The 15,028-nt window shown below is 65.6% G+C and carries 13 protein-coding genes and 1 riboswitch; of the genes, 7 read left to right on the top strand and 6 right to left on the bottom strand.

Annotated features, from left to right (window positions below; all coding sequences use genetic code 11):
* The first annotated feature begins 643 nt into the window (after positions 1 to 643).
* The 3 genes from UC35_RS01785 (at position 644) to nrdR (ending at position 3,452) form a co-directional block, all read left to right on the top strand.
* Positions 644 to 1,450 (top strand): transglycosylase SLT domain-containing protein, encoded by an 807-nt coding sequence (locus UC35_RS01785; protein WP_061495612.1) that lies wholly within the window; start codon positions 644 to 646, stop codon positions 1,448 to 1,450.
* 25 nt (positions 1,451 to 1,475) lie between these two features.
* Positions 1,476 to 1,621: riboswitch (ZMP/ZTP riboswitch) on the top strand.
* A 40-nt stretch (positions 1,622 to 1,661) separates the two neighbouring features.
* The gene (glyA, locus tag UC35_RS01790) at positions 1,662 to 2,906 is read left to right on the top strand and encodes a serine hydroxymethyltransferase (protein WP_061495614.1); all 1,245 of its coding nucleotides are present in this window, start codon (positions 1,662 to 1,664) and stop codon (positions 2,904 to 2,906) included.
* A gap of 96 nt (positions 2,907 to 3,002) precedes the next feature.
* A complete protein-coding gene (nrdR, locus tag UC35_RS01795; protein WP_061495615.1) occupies positions 3,003 to 3,452 on the top strand; it encodes a transcriptional regulator NrdR in 450 nt (149 codons plus the stop codon).
* A gap of 6 nt (positions 3,453 to 3,458) precedes the next feature.
* Here the strand turns inward: nrdR and UC35_RS01800 are convergent, their stop codons facing one another.
* A complete protein-coding gene (locus UC35_RS01800) occupies positions 3,459 to 3,989 on the bottom strand; it encodes a GspH/FimT family protein (RefSeq protein ID WP_061495617.1) in 531 nt (176 codons plus the stop codon).
* 23 nt (positions 3,990 to 4,012) lie between these two features.
* Positions 4,013 to 4,597 carry a GspH/FimT family pseudopilin gene (locus UC35_RS01805; RefSeq protein WP_061495619.1) on the bottom strand — a complete coding sequence of 195 codons (585 nt, stop codon included), beginning with the start codon at positions 4,595 to 4,597 and terminating at the stop codon, positions 4,013 to 4,015.
* A 151-nt stretch (positions 4,598 to 4,748) separates the two neighbouring features.
* Between UC35_RS01805 and UC35_RS01810 the strand changes: the two genes are divergently transcribed.
* The 3 genes from UC35_RS01810 (at position 4,749) to UC35_RS01820 (ending at position 7,786) form a co-directional block, all read left to right on the top strand.
* A complete protein-coding gene (locus UC35_RS01810; RefSeq protein WP_061495621.1) occupies positions 4,749 to 5,726 on the top strand; it encodes a hypothetical protein in 978 nt (325 codons plus the stop codon).
* 108 nt (positions 5,727 to 5,834) lie between these two features.
* Positions 5,835 to 7,352, top strand: a complete 1,518-nt coding sequence (locus UC35_RS01815; RefSeq protein ID WP_082792533.1) for a S8 family peptidase — start codon at positions 5,835 to 5,837, stop codon at positions 7,350 to 7,352.
* Between the two features lie 140 nt (positions 7,353 to 7,492).
* Entirely contained in the window at positions 7,493 to 7,786 is a 294-nt protein-coding gene (locus tag UC35_RS01820; protein WP_061495623.1) for a GYD domain-containing protein, read from the top strand.
* A 21-nt stretch (positions 7,787 to 7,807) separates the two neighbouring features.
* On the opposite strand, the gene UC35_RS01825 is transcribed toward UC35_RS01820, so the two are convergent.
* From UC35_RS01825 to UC35_RS01840, 4 genes are all read right to left on the bottom strand, one after another.
* Positions 7,808 to 9,343 carry a SpoVR family protein gene (locus UC35_RS01825; RefSeq protein ID WP_061495624.1) on the bottom strand — a complete coding sequence of 512 codons (1,536 nt, stop codon included), beginning with the start codon at positions 9,341 to 9,343 and terminating at the stop codon, positions 7,808 to 7,810.
* A gap of 43 nt (positions 9,344 to 9,386) precedes the next feature.
* Positions 9,387 to 10,667, bottom strand: coding sequence for a YeaH/YhbH family protein (locus UC35_RS01830; RefSeq protein WP_061495626.1), 1,281 nt, complete (start codon positions 10,665 to 10,667; stop codon positions 9,387 to 9,389).
* A gap of 61 nt (positions 10,668 to 10,728) precedes the next feature.
* On the bottom strand, positions 10,729 to 12,651 hold the full coding sequence (locus UC35_RS01835; protein WP_061495628.1) for a PrkA family serine protein kinase: 1,923 nt from the start codon (positions 12,649 to 12,651) through the stop codon (positions 10,729 to 10,731).
* A 590-nt stretch (positions 12,652 to 13,241) separates the two neighbouring features.
* Entirely contained in the window at positions 13,242 to 14,117 is an 876-nt protein-coding gene (locus UC35_RS01840; RefSeq protein ID WP_061495630.1) for an amidohydrolase family protein, read from the bottom strand.
* Positions 14,118 to 14,221: 104 nt separating this feature from the next.
* Between UC35_RS01840 and UC35_RS01845 the strand changes: the two genes are divergently transcribed.
* Positions 14,222 to 14,995 carry a crotonase/enoyl-CoA hydratase family protein gene (locus tag UC35_RS01845; protein WP_061495633.1) on the top strand — a complete coding sequence of 258 codons (774 nt, stop codon included), beginning with the start codon at positions 14,222 to 14,224 and terminating at the stop codon, positions 14,993 to 14,995.
* Positions 14,996 to 15,028 lie beyond the last annotated feature (33 nt).

Here is a 15,028-nt window from a genome sequence, read left to right on the forward strand (position 1 = left end):
AAACCGCTATTCTCGCCTCGATTGCGGCTCAACCGGTTCGGCAGCAGTGCCCATGCCCCCATGAAAAAGCCCGGACAGGCGCTCTGCAAGCTCCTGCCGGGCTCGGCGGCCTGACAAGCTGTCCTTGCCGCCTGGGTTCGCGAACGGGGAGATTGACGTCCCGATCCGCGTCGGAAGCAATGGATTGCTTCCAAAATTGGCCGGGGCTGCCACGAGGTGGCCCTACCGGCCGGCACCCGATCCCTCGGGTCCTCACAAGTTAGGACAGGCGCGCGCCGTTTTCAAGGGCGGCTTTTCAATGATGCGTGGACGAATGATTGCCCGTGGCAAATGTCGCAGCACGCGCGCATGCGCATGCCCGCCCCGTCCATCGATGCAGGTGCGACCCCTTGGTTCTTGGATAAAAAGTCGAGTTCATATTCTTGACCTGTTATTTAAAGCCAACCTAGAATGCGCCCGTGCCACGCTGAGTTCGTGGCAACCCGAATCCGCTGCCGACCCCGGCTACGTCGAACTGCCGTGCCGAGCCCCCGAAAGGCTCCCGCAATTCGACGGCGTACCAATCCAAAACGAGGAGCCTGACGGAGTGATGCTGCCCTGAAGCAGCACCACGAGGCAGGCCCGCGCCAAGAGAGGAAGTGCTATGACAGCGTTAGGAAGGATGGCCCAGGGCCTGCGATGTTTCGCCTCCGACGTCGCCCAGGGCTTCTTCGAAATCACGCACAACGGCTTTGCCCTGGTGGGCCTGGCCACGATTTTCTGCGCCGTGCTGGCCGTGGTGCGCCCCGACCTGCGCGATGCCGGCGAGATCAAGCTCAGAGGCTGGCTGCAGGCGCGGCAGGAGGCCGCCATCGGCATGCCGATCCAGCTCGACGCGATTGACCGCGCGACGGCCGCCGATCCGCGCGAACTGCCCAAACAACAGGCAGCGCTCGCGTATTGGCTAAGCAAAAAGTATCGCGTGGCACCCGAGCCCGTGGGTGCGCTGGTGGCCGAAGCCTACGAAATCGGCGCCCGCAGCAAGCTCGATCCCACCTTGATCCTGGCCGTGATGGCGATCGAGTCCGGCTTCAATCCTTTCGCCCAAAGCGCCGTCGGCGCCCAGGGCCTGATGCAGGTCATGACCGGCGTGCACCAGGACAAGTACCAGAACTTCGGCGGCAAGCTGGCCGCCTTCGATCCGCTGACCAACCTGCGGGTGGGCGTGAAGGTGCTGCAGGAATGCATACAGCGCGCCGGCTCGCTGGAGGCGGGACTGCGCTTCTATGTCGGCGCCGCCAACACCGGCGATGACGGTGGCTATGCCGACAAGGTGATGGCCGAACACGAGCGGCTGAAGCTGGTGGCCGCCGGCCGCAGCGTCCCCCTGCCGGTGATCCGCACCGTCGCGCCTGCCGAGCCGGCGGCGCCGACTCCAGTCGAGGACAAGGTCGCCGCCCTGGATTCCTGATCGGCGCGTCGCTCTCCGCTACACTTGCGGTGTACGCAACTGGCGATAGGCGCGGCGCCCCGGGCGGGTGGCCGTGCTGACGTGGACACCATCGCGCGACCCCGCGCGCAACCACTGGGAAGCGTACCGCCGGCTGGCTCCGGCGTTCAGCCGTTCGCCTGGGCAGCCCTTGTTCCATGAACAGAGTGGCCACCGTCTGGAGGACTGCCGCATGTACCAACGAAACATCCTTGTCGAACAAACCGATCCCGAACTCTGGGCCGCGATCGTCGCGGAGAACCGCCGCCAGGAAGAGCACATCGAGCTGATCGCGAGCGAGAACTACGCCTCGCCCGCCGTGATGGCCGCGCAGGGCACGCAGCTCACGAACAAATACGCCGAAGGCTATCCGGGCAAGCGCTACTACGGCGGCTGCGAGAACGTGGACGTGGCCGAGCAGCTCGCGCTGGCGCGCATCAAGCAGCTGTTCGGCGCCGAAGCGGCCAACGTGCAACCGCACTCCGGCGCGCAGGCCAACGAAGCCGTTTTCCTGGCCTTCCTCAAGCCCGGCGACACCATCATGGGCATGAGCCTGGCCGAAGGCGGCCACCTGACCCATGGCATGCCGCTGAACATGAGCGGCAAGTGGTTCAACGTGGTGAGCTACGGCCTGGACAAGGACGAGGCGATCGACTACGACGCCATGGAGCGCAAAGCCCACGAGCACCGGCCCAAGCTGATCGTGGCCGGCGCCTCCGCCTATGCCCTGCGCATCGACTTCGAGCGTTTCGCCAAGGTGGCCCGGGACATCGGCGCGATCTTCATGGTGGACATGGCCCACTACGCCGGCCTGATCGCCGCCGGCGTCTACCCCAACCCGGTGCCGCACGCCGACGTCGTCACCTCCACCACCCACAAGAGCCTGCGCGGCCCGCGCGGCGGCTTCATCCTGATGAAGCCGGAGCATGAAAAGGCGATCAACAGCGCCGTGTTCCCGGGCCTGCAGGGCGGCCCGCTGATGCACGTGATCGCGGCCAAGGCGGTGGCGTTCAAGGAAGCGCTCGCCCCCGAGTTCAAGACCTACCAGCAGCAGGTCGTGAAGAACGCGCAGGTGGTGGCGCAGACGCTGGTCGAGCGGGGCCTGCGCATCGTGAGCGGCCGCACCGAAAGCCACGTGATGCTGGTGGACCTGCGCGCCAAGGGCATCACCGGCAAGGAAGCCGAAGCGGTGCTGGGCGACGCCCACATGACCATCAACAAGAACGCGATCCCGAACGACCCGGAAAAGCCGATGGTCACCAGCGGCGTGCGCGTCGGCACGCCGGCGATGACCACGCGCGGCTTCAAGGAGAACGAAGCGCGCATGACGGCCAACCTGGTCGCCGACGTGCTCGACAACCCGCGCGACCCGGCGAACATCGCGAAGGTGCGCGAGAAGGTCAACGCGCTGACGCGCGAGTTCCCCGTCTATAAATGATGTCGGCCCCTACGTTCGGCACTTCGTGTCCTCTCTGCCCCCCGAGGGGGCGCTCGCGCGCCTGGAGCGGTCCGGCGCGCGTTCGGGCCTGACGACATGAAATGCCCCTTCTGCGGCCACAACGACACCCAGGTGGTGGAAACGCGCGTGGCCGAGGACGGGGACCGGGTGCGCCGCCGGCGGCAGTGCGCCGCCTGCGAAAAGCGCTTCACCACCTACGAGCGGCCCGACGTCAGCTTTCCGGCGGTGGTCAAGAAGGACGGCCGGCGCATCGACTACGAGCGTGAGAAGCTGCGCGCCTCCATGAACCTGGCGCTGCGCAAGCGCCCGGTGAGCACCGAGCAGATCGACGGCGCGGTCGAACGCATCGAGGAAAAACTGCTGAACCTCGGCGTGCGCGAGCTTCCCTCCAACCGCATCGGCGAACTCGTGATGCGTGAACTCCGGAAGCTCGACAAGGTGGCCTACGTGCGCTTTGCCAGCGTCTATCGCAGCTTCGAGGACGTCGACGAGTTCAAGACGCTGGTGGACGAAGTCCGCCGTTAAAGCGCTTCAGGTACAACCGGCGCTGCCCTGCTCCAGCCGCAGCGCGCCTCGCGACGCCAGCGTCAGCTGCCGCCCGTGCACCGGCCCCGCCGCATCGCTGCAGATCGTCAGGGTGGCCTCGGCCGCCCGGGCGCCCGCCAGCTGAACCCCGCCACCGGCGCCGAAGGAAATGGCGCGCACCGCATTCATGCTGCCGGCGAACCGCAGGCTCCTGGAGAAGGCCGGCACGCGCACGATCAACTCCTCCAGGCCGTCGCGCAGGCCGTTGCCGTTGGCATCCTCGAACACTATCCAGCCTTGCGACCAGGCGCCGGCGTTCGCGCACGATGCGCCATCGACGGACTTGCACAACACCACCGGGCTGTTGCGCCGCATCGCCTCGCCGTGGGCGAACTGCAAGTCCGAGGCGAAGCTGTGGGATGCGGCCGAGACCTTCATGGCCTCGAGCATGGCAGCGGCGGGGGGCGGCGTGGCCGAAGCGAAAGCGGTGAAGGCTGCGGCACACGACAGGACCAGGAGAGCGGGCTTGATCTTCATGGGGGATTCCTTCGTGATCGGGTTCAGGCGCAGTTCGCAAGCCGGGTCTTGAGCACGCGCGGACGGCCGGAGGAGCTCAGCACGATCTGGCGCGCATCGGTGGCGCCCGCCGACGCGTTGCACACGGTGATAGTGCCGGCCTGGAAGGCGCCGCTGGCCAGCCGGGCGGCGCCGTTAGGGGCATAGGAAACGTAGCGCTGGACATTCAGGTTCCCGCTCACGCGCAGCTCACCCGGAAAGGCCTGGGCGCGCGTGACGACCGGCTCACCGGCCTCTCGCATGCCGTTGTTGTTGGCGTCGTGGAACACGATCCAGCCCTGCTCCCAGCCGCCCGAGGCCGCGCATGACACCCCATTGGCCGACTTGCACACGGCCACCCGGCTGTTGCGCTTGATGGCTTCGCTGCGTGCCATCGTGAAGCCGGCGAAAAGGTCTTGGGAGGCCGAAGTAAGCCGGGACCAGCGCATCAAGCCGGTCATGGACGGCACGGCTGCACCCGCGAGCACCGCGGCAACGGCGACGACGGCCATCAGTTCGACCAGCGTGAAGCCACGCGATGTGCCAGGCCTGGAGTGGCTGCGGCTCGGGATCTGCGAAGAGGTTCTCATGGCGCTCGGAGGAAGGACGGGTTGGGGACGGCGCAACCTTATTGCGCATGAGCTCAGCTCAACAGCGAAATTGACCCGGCGGTTTGTGCGACGAAATTCGCATGCACATCCCGCGAGTGACTAAGATCACCAGCGCACCGCTTTCAAGCCCATGCCCGTCGCCCGCCGAGTCCTTCTTGTCGCCACCGCCGCGGCCGCGGCCGCGCCCCATCGCCTGCTGCAGGCGCAGCCCAGGACCCAGTCCTGGCCGCTGCAGGCACCACGGCGCACCGGCATCCACGACGTCGCGCCGGCGCCGGACGGCGGTGTGTGGTTCACGGCGCAGGCCAGCGGGCATCTCGGCTGGTTCGAGCCGAAGAGCGGTCGCACCGAGCTGGTGGCCCTCGGATCGGGTTCGTCGCCGCATGGCGTGATCCAGGGTCCCGACAAGGCGGCCTGGATCACCGACAGCGGACAGAACGCGATCGCCAGGGTCGGCTGGCCCGACCGCAAGGTGCAGACCTTCCCGCTGCCCGCAGGCACGCCTTACGCGAACCTCAACACCTGCGCCTTCGACGGCGACGGCGACCTCTGGTTCACGGGCCAGGGCGGCTTTCTGGGCAAGGTGACCCCGAAGACGGGCGAGGTGAGCGTCAAGCAGGCCCCCCGCGGCCGTGGGCCCTACGGCATCTGCGCCACCCCTGCCGGTGACGTGTGGTGGTGTTCATTGGCGGGATCGTTCATCGCGCGGGTGGACCGCAAGACCGGCGACTCCACGGTCGTCGAGCCGCCGACCCGCAACCAGGGCGCGCGGCGGGTCTGGAGCGACAGCCATGGCCGCATCTGGGTCAGCGAATGGAACAGCGGCCAGCTGGCGGTGCACGATCCCCGGGCCCGCAGCTGGCGGCAGTGGAAACTGCCGGGCAGCAGCCCGCAGGCCTATGCCGTTTACGTCGACGAGCACGACATCGTCTGGGTCAGCGATTTCGGCGGCAATGCGGTCTTCTCCTTCGACCCGCGCAGCGAGAAGTTCGAGCGCTTTGCCTTCCCGCGCGAAGCCATCAACGTGCGGCAGATCCTGGGCCGTCCCGGCGAGGTCTGGCTGCCCGAAAGCGGCACCGAACACATCTCGGTCATCCGTACTTCGTGACAATTGTCACACCAATGGCTTAACCGCCTTGGCTCGGCGGTAAGAAGCCTATACTCCAGCGTGAACTTTTGGCGCAATCTGCGCCGGCTCACCGCTGAGAGATCGACCATGACCCAACCGAAGGCCCGTCTCCTCCTCGCGCTGCTCGGCGCCGCCCTGGCGCTGAGTGCCGCAACCGCCAGCGCGCAGCCGGGACCGCCGGAGAACCGCAGCGGGCATCGCTTCGGGCCTTCGAAGCCGATCGCCGGGCAATACATCGTGGTGTTCAACAACACGGTGGCGGATCCGGACGACGAATCCGACCGCACCGTTCGCGCCCATGGCGGCCGTCGCCATCACAGCTATTCGTCGGTGCTCAAGGGCTTTGCAGCCACGCTGTCGGACAACGCCGTCGAGAAACTGCGCCACGATCCCCGGGTCGCCTTCATCGAACAGGACCAGACGGTGTCGCTGTCCGGTTCGCAGAACGCTGCCACCTGGGGGCTGGACCGGATCGACCAGGCCGACCGGCCGCTGGACACGGTCTACCACTACAGCCGGACGGGCGCGGGCGTCAACGCCTTCATCATCGACACCGGCATCCGCCCGGACCACGTGGAATTCACCGGGCGCCTGCTGCCCGGTTTCAGTTCCGTTTCCGACGCCAACGGCACCAACGACTGCAACGGCCACGGCACGCACGTGGCCGGCACGGTGGGCGGGACGACCTGGGGCGTGGCCAAGCAGGTGTCGCTCATTCCGGTACGGGTGCTCAACTGCCAGGGTTCGGGTACCTGGAGCGGCGTCATCGCCGGCATCGACTGGGTGGCCAAGAGCACGCTCCGGCCGGCGGTCGCCAACATGTCACTTGGCGGCGCCAACTCGGCAGCGGTGAACGCGGCGGTGGCCAATGCGGTCGCCAAGGGCGTGACCATGGTGGTGGCCGCCGGCAACGAGAACGCCAACGCCTGCAACAGCTCGCCGGCGAGCGAGCCGACCGCCATCACCGTGGGCGCGACGACCGATGCGGACGCGCGCGCGTCGTTTTCCAACTACGGCAGCTGCGTGGACGTGTTCGCACCCGGCGTGAACATCACCTCGGCCTGGAACACCGCCGGCAACGCGACCAACACCATCAGCGGCACCTCGATGGCCACGCCGCATGTCACCGGGGTCGCGGCGCTTGCGCTGGCGGCCAACCCGTCGGCGAGCCCGGCCGCCGTCGGCGAATTCATCGCCGTCAACGCGACTGCCGGCCGGCTGACCTCACTCAACACGGGCTCGCCCAACCGCTTGCTGTATTCGATGGCGACCGGCATCCCCACCGAGCCGCCGGTGGCCGCCGTCGCGGTGCGCTCGCTCGCCGGGCAATCCATCAAGGCCGGCTCCGCCTGGCGCGCCCAGGTGACGGCCACGGTGCGCAACGTCAACACCGGCACCGGCGTGGCCGGCGCTGTGGTCACGGGCAGCTTCGCGCCCGGCGGTTCCGCTTCCTGCACCACGGCGAGCAACGGCAGCTGCACGCTCCTGAGCCCGTGGATGGCCGGCATCCTGTCGACGGTCTTCACTGTCGGGAACGTGGCGGGGCCCGGCATGGCCTACGACAGCACCCAGAACAGCGCTTCGCAACTGGTGATCAGGCGCTGAGCTGCCGCGCGCGGTTCATCTCTCGGCGCGCGCAGCCCAGAATCAGCTGCCTGCTGAGCTTGCAACTCGGTGCGCGTGGTCTAAAGTTTTCGGCATCGCCGCGCCCGCGGCGTTTCCTGTCCTCAGACCTGGAGACCAACATGCCAACATTCATCGCGCTGGCGAAGTTCACCGAGCAGGGCCTTCGCAACATCAAGGGCACGGTCGACCGCGCCGACGCGGCGCGCAAGGCCGCCGAGGCCTTCGGGGCGACGATCAAGGACATCTACTGGGTGCAAGGTCAATACGACATCGTCATCCTGCTGGAGGCCAAGGACGACACATCAGCCAACGCTTTCAGCCTGGCGACCGCCGCCCAAGGCAATGTGCAGTTCCAGACCCTGCGCGCGATCACCCGCGACGAGATGAAGCAGGTGCTGGCGAAGCTGCCCTAGTTACAAGAGGATCTGGCCGATCTAGCTGTTGTTGTGATGCGGCGCTGGCGTCACTTCCCAGTGCTGCAGCACGCGGTCGTGGCTGTCGACGCTTTCGAGCCGCACCCGGAAGCCCCACAGCCGCGCCACGTGCTTGACGACCTCCTCCGCGCTGTTGTCCAGCGGGCGGTCGTTGTGGCGCGTGTGGCGCAAGGTCAGTGAACGGTCGCCGCGCAGGTTGACGTTCCAGACCTGGATGTTCGGCTCGCGCCAGTTGAGGTCATGCTGGCGCGACAGTGACTCGCGCACCCGGCGGTAGCCGAACTCGTCGTGGATGGCCGAGACCTCCAGTTCCTTCTGGGTGGCGTCATCGACCACCGCGAACAGGCGCAGTTCGCGCATCAGGTTCGGCGAGAGGTACTGCCCGATGAAACTCTCGTCCTTGAAGTGCCGCATGGCGTAGTCCAGCGTCTTTCGCCAGTCCGAACCGGCCACTTCGGGGAACCACTGCCGGTCCTCCTCCGTCGGGTTCTCGCACATGCGCCGGATGTCGCTGAACATGTTGAAGCCCAGCGCATACGGATTGATGCCGCCGTACGCCGGATGGCCGACCGGAGGCTGGAACACCACGTTGGTGTGCGAGCTCAGGATCTCCATCATGTAGCCCTCGGTCAGGAGGCCCTGGTCGTACATGTCGTTGAGCAGGGTGTAGTGCCAGAAGGTCGCCCAGCCCTCGTTCATCACCTGCGTCTGGCGCTGGGGATAGAAGTACTGCGCGATCTTGCGCACGATGCGCACGATCTCGCGCTGCCATGGGTCCAGCAAGGGCGCATTCTTCTCGATGAAGTACAGAATGTTCTCCTGCGGCTCCTCGGGGAATCGCCGATGCTCCTTCTTGGACTGCTTGCCTGCCGACTTCGGCAACGTGCGCCACATGTCGTTCACCTGCTGCTGCAGGTAGGCCTCGCGCTCCTTGCGGCGCGTCTGCTCCTCCATCATGGAGATCTTCTGCGGCCGGCGGTAGCGGTCCACGCCGTAGTTCATGAGCGCGTGGCAGGCGTCCAGCACCTCCTCGACCGCATCCAGCCCGTGGCGCTCCTCGCATTCGGCGATGTACGACTTGGCATACACCAGGTAGTCGATGATGGAACTGGCGTCCGTCCACATCCGGAACAGGTAGTTCCCCTTGAAAAAGGAGTTGTGGCCGAAGCAGGCGTGCGCCATGACCAGCGCCTGCATCGGCATGGTGTTCTCCTCCATCAGGTAGGCGATGCAGGGATCGGAATTGATCACGATCTCGTAGGCCAGCCCCATGTGGCCGCGACGGTAGCTCTTCTCGCTGGAGATGAATTGCTTGCCGAACGACCAATGGCGGTAGTTCACCGGCATGCCGACGGAGGCATAGGCATCCAGCATCTGCTCCGCGGAAATCAGCTCCAGCTGCACCGGGTAGGTGTCCAGCCCGTACTTGTGGGCAGTGTTCTTGATCGCCTCGAAATATTCCTCGATCAGCTCGAAGGTCCAGTCCGAGGGACTGGGCAGGCGCTTGGCCCTGACCGGGACGTCGTCGCCATTCATCTGAGAACCTCCGCCCTGCGGGCTGCGGTGCCATGAGGACGGCTCATGCCGCGCCCGCCCCCGCCGGGCTCTTCTTGAACAGGTCGCGGAACACCGGGAAGATTTGCGCGGGCGTGACGATCTTCTGCATGGCGAAGTTCGTGTTGGCATCGCGCACCCGCATGTATTCCTCCCACAGGTTCTGGTCCTCGTCGGCCACCTGCACGTACGCGAAGTAGCGGCACAGCGGCAGCAGCTTGCCGTCCAGCAGGTCGCGGCACTTGGACGAATCCTGCTGCCAGTTGTCGCCGTCGGAGGCCTGCGCGCCGTAGATGTTCCATTCGCTGCCCATGTAGCGCTCGCGGATGATCTCGTTCATCAGGACCAGCGCGCTGGACACCACGGTGCCGCCGCTTTCGGTGGCGTGGAAGAACTCGTCCTCCGTCACTTCGGCGGCCTGCGTGTGGTGGCGGATGAAGATGACGTCGGTGCGCTCGTAGTGCCGCGTGAGGAATAGATACAGCAGGATGAAAAAGCGCTTGGCCAGGTCCTTGCGCGCCTCGTCCATCGAGCCGGACACGTCCATCAGGCAGAACATCACGGCCTTGCTGGTGGGCAGCGGTTCGCGCACGCGGTGGCGGAAGCGCAGGTCAAACGGGTCCAGGAAGGGAACCCGCGCCAGCCGGGCGCGCAGCTGTTCGATCTCGGCCTTGATGGCGTCGATCTCGGACGAAGGCGTCTCCGGCCGGCCTTGCAGGAAGGCCAGGTGTTCTTCGGCCTTGCGCAGTTCCGCGCGGGCATCGCTGCCCATCGCGATGCGGCGCCCGAGCGCCACGCGCATCGAGCGGACCACGTGCAGGCTGGTGGGATTGCCTTCCGAGACGAAACCCGCGCGGCGCGTCTTCCACTCCGGCGCATCGGCCAGCAACTGGGTGCGGATCAGCCGGGGCAGCGCCAGGTCGTCGAAGAAGTAGTTCATGAACTCTTCGCGGCTGATGCGGAAGACGAAGTCGTCTTCGCTCTGCCCGTCGGGCGAGGCGCCGCGGCCACCACCGCCGCCGCCGCCCTGCGGCCGCGGGATGTGGTCACCCTTGACGTATTCGCGGTTGCCGGGATGCACCGACTCGCGGATGCCGCCGGAGCCATGGTTGAACACGGGCTCCGATACATCGCGGCGGGGCAAGGTGATGTCCGTGCCCTGTTCGATGTCCCTGATGCTGCGGTCGCCGACCGCCTTGCGCACCGCATCGCGGATCTGGTCGCGATAACGGCGCAGGAATCGCTCGCGGTTGCCGATGGATTTGTTCTTGCCCGACAACCGCCTGTCGATCACCTGATGGAGCATGGATCGCTCCGGCCTGGAAGGGGAAGTCACTGGTGCTCCGTCTCGACCCTTTCGTGTTGGCTCAGGAACTCTTGCGCACCCGCAGGTACCACTCGCACAGCAGCCGGACCTGGCGATGCGTGTAGCCCTTTTCGACCATGCGGTTGACGAAGTCCTCGTGCTTCTTCTGCTCGTCGGCGCTGGCCTTGGCGTTGAAGCTGATGACCGGCAGCAGGTCCTCGGTATTGGAGAACATCTTCTTCTCGATCACCGTGCGCAGCTTCTCGTAGCTTGTCCACACCGGGTTCTTGCCCGCGTTGTTGGCGCGGGCGCGCAGCACGAAGTTCACGATCTCGTTGCGGAAGTCCTTGGGGTTGGAAAGTCCCGCGGGCTTCTCGATCTTTTCCAGTTCGGCGTTAAGCGCGGCGCGGTCGAAGATTTCGCCCGTATCGGTGTCGCGGTACTCCTGGTCCTGGATCCAGAAGTCGGCGTAGGTCACATAGCGGTCGAAGATGTTCTGGCCGTACTCCGAATAGGACTCGAGGTACGCGGTCTGGATCTCCTTGCCGATGAACTCCGCATAGCGGGCCGACAGGTGCTCCTTGATGAAGGCAAGGTACTTCTGCTCGATCTCGGCCGGGAACTGCTCGCGCTCGATCTGCTGTTCGAGCACGTACATCAGATGCACCGGGTTGGCCGCCACCTCGTTGGAGTCGAAGTTGAAAACCTTGGACAGGATCTTGAACGCGAAGCGCGTCGAGATGCCCGTCATGCCTTCATCGACCCCGGCGTAGTCGCGATATTCCTGGTAGCTCTTGGCCTTGGGATCGGTGTCCTTCAGGTTCTCGCCGTCGTAGATCTGCATCTTCGAGAAGATGCTCGAGTTCTCCGGCTCCTTCAGGCGCGTCAATACCGAGAACTGCGCCATCATCTTGAGCGTACCGGGCGCGCACACCGCTTCCTTGAGCGAGGAGTTGCGAATCAGCTTCTCGTAGATCTTGACTTCCTCGTTGACGCGCAGGCAGTACGGCACCTTGACGATGTAGATGCGGTCGAGGAAGGCCTCGTTGTTCTTGTTGTTCTTGAACGCCTTCCACTCGCTCTCGTTGCTGTGGGCCATCACGATGCCGTCGAACGGAATCGCGCCGAAGCCCTCGGTGCCCTTGAAGTTGCCTTCCTGGGTGGCGGTCAGCAGCGGGTGCAGCACCTTAATCGGCGCCTTGAACATCTCGACGAACTCGAGCAGGCCCTGGTTCGCCAGGCACAGGCCGCCGGAGTAGCTGTAGGCATCCGGGTCATCCTGCGCGTAGGTCTCGAGCTTGCGGATGTCGATCTTGCCGGTCAGCGAGGAGATGTCCTGGTTGTTCTCGTCGCCTGGCTCGGTCTTGGAAATGGCGATCTGCCGCAGAATGCTCGGGAAGCGCTTGACCACCCGGAACTTGCGGATGTCCCCGCCAAATTCCTCGAGGCGTTTGACGGCCCAGGGCGACATGATCCGTTGGGTATAACGGCGCGCGATGCCGAACTGCGATTCGAGGATCGGCGCGTCTTCCTCGTTGTTGAACAGGCCCAGCGGCGACTCGTTGACCGGAGAGCCCTTGATCGAGTAGAACGGAATCTGCTCCATCAGTTGCTTGAGCCGTTCCGCGATGGAGGACTTGCCGCCGCCCACCGGCCCGAGCAGGTAGAGGATCTGCTTTTTTTCCTCCAGGCCCTGCGCCGCGTGACGGAAGCACGCGACCACCTGTTCGATCGGCTCTTCGAGACCGTAGAAATCCTTGAACGCGGGATAGATGCGCACCATCTTGTTGCCGAAGATGCGAGACAGGCGCGGATCGTGGCGGGTGTCTATCAGCTCCGGTTCTCCGATGGCGGCGAGCATGCGCTCCGCAGCGGTCGCGTAGGCCATCTTGTCGCGCCGGCAGAGGTCGAGATACTCCTCCAGCGACAATTCTTCCTCGCGCGTCTGTTCGTATCGCGCCAGGAAATTGCGGACTACATCCATGGAACCTCCTTCGGGTCGTGCGCCTGCAGTACAGCAGTGACCAACCCCCGGTCGCCCCACTGTACTCCACGTGCGCGTGTGTCAAACAACATAGGCTGTAAGCGGAAATCTGCGTTCACTGTAGGTGATCGGTAGATAAAAACAAGGGGCTGCAGTTCCCTAGGGAAAGTGCGCATCGTCGCTGTGCGCGATCTGTGCGTCGACCTGCTGCGCCATGTTTCGATCACGCACACGCACCATCAACGAGCATGCATGACTCGAAATGCGTTCTTTGGTGAGCATCAATGGGCGTTCAATGGCGAGAGCTCGCCGCCGGGAGCGACTGCAGCTTTACACAGCCCTGCGCGGCGACATGCCGAATTGCGCGCACATGTCGCTTGCAAAAAACACTTCGCTGATCGTGCGCCTGGCGCGTTGCGCGCCGGCTTCGCGCGCCTCGCCGCAGCAACGCGCAACGGCACGGCCGGAACCGCGGCGGGTCGATGCCGCGGGCCTGACCGATGCCGGCATCGGCGCCGGGCCGGCGGCGACTGCGCAGCGGCCGGGCGCTCAGGCCCGGATGCCGGCCAAGCGCCGTGGCGTGGAGCGCGTCACGCGCCCGCGTTGTCCAGGCCCAGCAGCCTCAGCGCGTTGCCCTTGAGGATGCCGGGCATGACTTCGGGCTTGAATCCTGCCTCTTCGAAGTCCTTCATCCACCGATCAGGCGTGATCAGCGGGTAGTCGCTGCCGAACAGCACGCGGTCCTTCAGCAGGGTGTTGGCGTACTGGATGAGCTGCTTCGGAAAGTACTTCGGGCTCCAGCCGGACAGGTCGATCCAGACGTTGGGCTTGTGCGTTGCCACGGACAGGGCTTCGTCCTGCCAGGGGAAGCTCGGGTGCGCCATGATGATCTGCATGTCCGGGAAGTCGATCGCCACGTCATCCAGGTGCATGGGGTTGCTGTACTCCAGCCGCAGGCCGCCGCCGCAACGCATCCCCGAGCCGATGCCGCTGTGGCCCGTGTGAAAGGTGGCCGGCAACTTGTGGGCATTGATGACTTCGTAGATCGGCCAGGCCATCCGGTCGTAAGGGTGGTAGCCCTGCACGGTGGGATGGAACTTGAAGCCCTTGACGCCCTCCTCCTTGATGAGCCGCTCGGCTTCGCGCGCGCCCATCTTGCCCTTGTGCGGGTCGACGCTGGCGAAGCAGATCATCATGTCGCTGTTTTCGCGCGCGGCCTGCGCGATCTCCTCGTTCGGGATGCGCCTGCGGCCGAGCTGGGCTTCGCTGTCCACCGTGAACATCACCAGGCCGATCCTGCGCTCGCGGTAGTAGGCGATGGTCTCGGCGATGGTCGGCCGCCGGTTGGAGCGGAAGTACTTGTCGGCGGCCCGGTCGTACTCTTCGCCGTAGTTGTCGAAGGGATTCCAGCAGCTGACTTCGGCATGCGTGTGCATGTCGATGGCAATGAGGTTGGCGTGGTCCATCTCGTCTCCCGCGGGCCGTGAAGCTAGGGTAAGTCCTAGCACGTCCGCCTTGAACTGATTATGATCTATAACAAATAATCCCGCCAACCGGCAAATGTGACCCCATGAGTTCCCCCGACATCAAACTTGAGTTGCAGGGCCCGGTCGCGATCGTGCGCCTGGCCCGCCCGTCCAAGCGCAACGCAATCAGCGACGGCCTCATCCTCGGCATCCGCGACCTGTTCGAGAAGCTGCCGGGCAGCGTGCGCGCCGTCGTGCTCGACGGCGAGGGCGAGCACTTCTGCGCCGGCCTGGACCTGTCCGAGCTCAAGGAGCGCGATGCGGGCGGCGGCCTGCACCACTCGCGCATGTGGCATGCGGCGCTGGAAACCGTGCAGTTCGGCCCGGCCCCGGTGATCGCCGCGCTGCACGGTGCGGTGGTCGGCGGCGGCCTCGAACTCGCCGCCGCCTGCCACATCCGCGTGGCCGACGAGACCGCCTTCTACTCCCTGCCAGAAGGCTCGCGCGGCATCTTCGTCGGCGGCGGCGGCGCAGTGCGCATCCCGCGCCTGATCGGCGAGGCGCGCATGGCCGACATGATGTTCACCGGCCGCGTGTACGACGCCCGCGAAGGCGAGCGCGTCGGCTTCGCGCAATACCTGGTGCCGGCCGGCCAGGCCTTCGACAAGGCGCTGGAGCTGGCGCAGCGCGTCGCCGCCAATGCGCCGCTGACCAACTACGCGCTCATGCACGCGCTGCCCCGCATCGCGGAGCAGCCGGCCGACCAGGGCTTCCTCACCGAAGCCCTGATGGCCGCCATCGCGCAGAGCGCCCCCGAAGCCAAGAGCCGCGTGCGCGACTTCCTCGAAGGCCGCGGCGCCAAGGTCAAGAAATCCTGAGAACCCATGAGACGCACGGCCGCTCCGAAGGCG

The organism is Ramlibacter tataouinensis, from assembly GCF_001580455.1.
Taxonomy (GTDB): domain Bacteria; phylum Pseudomonadota; class Gammaproteobacteria; order Burkholderiales; family Burkholderiaceae_C; genus Ramlibacter; species Ramlibacter tataouinensis_B.

Bases quoted from the DNA above. Each gene is read 5' to 3' on its own strand.
- UC35_RS01785 (WP_061495612.1), top strand. From the start codon at position 644: ATGACAGCGTTAGGAAGGATGGCCCAGGGCCTGCGATGTTTCGCCTCC.
- glyA (WP_061495614.1), top strand. From the start codon at position 1,662: ATGTACCAACGAAACATCCTTGTCGAACAAACCGATCCCGAACTCTGG.
- nrdR (WP_061495615.1), top strand. From the start codon at position 3,003: ATGAAATGCCCCTTCTGCGGCCACAACGACACCCAGGTGGTGGAAACG.
- UC35_RS01800 (WP_061495617.1), bottom strand. From the start codon at position 3,989: ATGAAGATCAAGCCCGCTCTCCTGGTCCTGTCGTGTGCCGCAGCCTTC.
- UC35_RS01805 (WP_061495619.1), bottom strand. From the start codon at position 4,597: ATGAGAACCTCTTCGCAGATCCCGAGCCGCAGCCACTCCAGGCCTGGC.
- UC35_RS01810 (WP_061495621.1), top strand. From the start codon at position 4,749: ATGCCCGTCGCCCGCCGAGTCCTTCTTGTCGCCACCGCCGCGGCCGCG.
- UC35_RS01815 (WP_082792533.1), top strand. From the start codon at position 5,835: ATGACCCAACCGAAGGCCCGTCTCCTCCTCGCGCTGCTCGGCGCCGCC.
- UC35_RS01820 (WP_061495623.1), top strand. From the start codon at position 7,493: ATGCCAACATTCATCGCGCTGGCGAAGTTCACCGAGCAGGGCCTTCGC.
- UC35_RS01825 (WP_061495624.1), bottom strand. From the start codon at position 9,343: ATGAATGGCGACGACGTCCCGGTCAGGGCCAAGCGCCTGCCCAGTCCC.
- UC35_RS01830 (WP_061495626.1), bottom strand. From the start codon at position 10,667: ATGCTCCATCAGGTGATCGACAGGCGGTTGTCGGGCAAGAACAAATCC.
- UC35_RS01835 (WP_061495628.1), bottom strand. From the start codon at position 12,651: ATGGATGTAGTCCGCAATTTCCTGGCGCGATACGAACAGACGCGCGAG.
- UC35_RS01840 (WP_061495630.1), bottom strand. From the start codon at position 14,117: ATGGACCACGCCAACCTCATTGCCATCGACATGCACACGCATGCCGAA.
- UC35_RS01845 (WP_061495633.1), top strand. From the start codon at position 14,222: ATGAGTTCCCCCGACATCAAACTTGAGTTGCAGGGCCCGGTCGCGATC.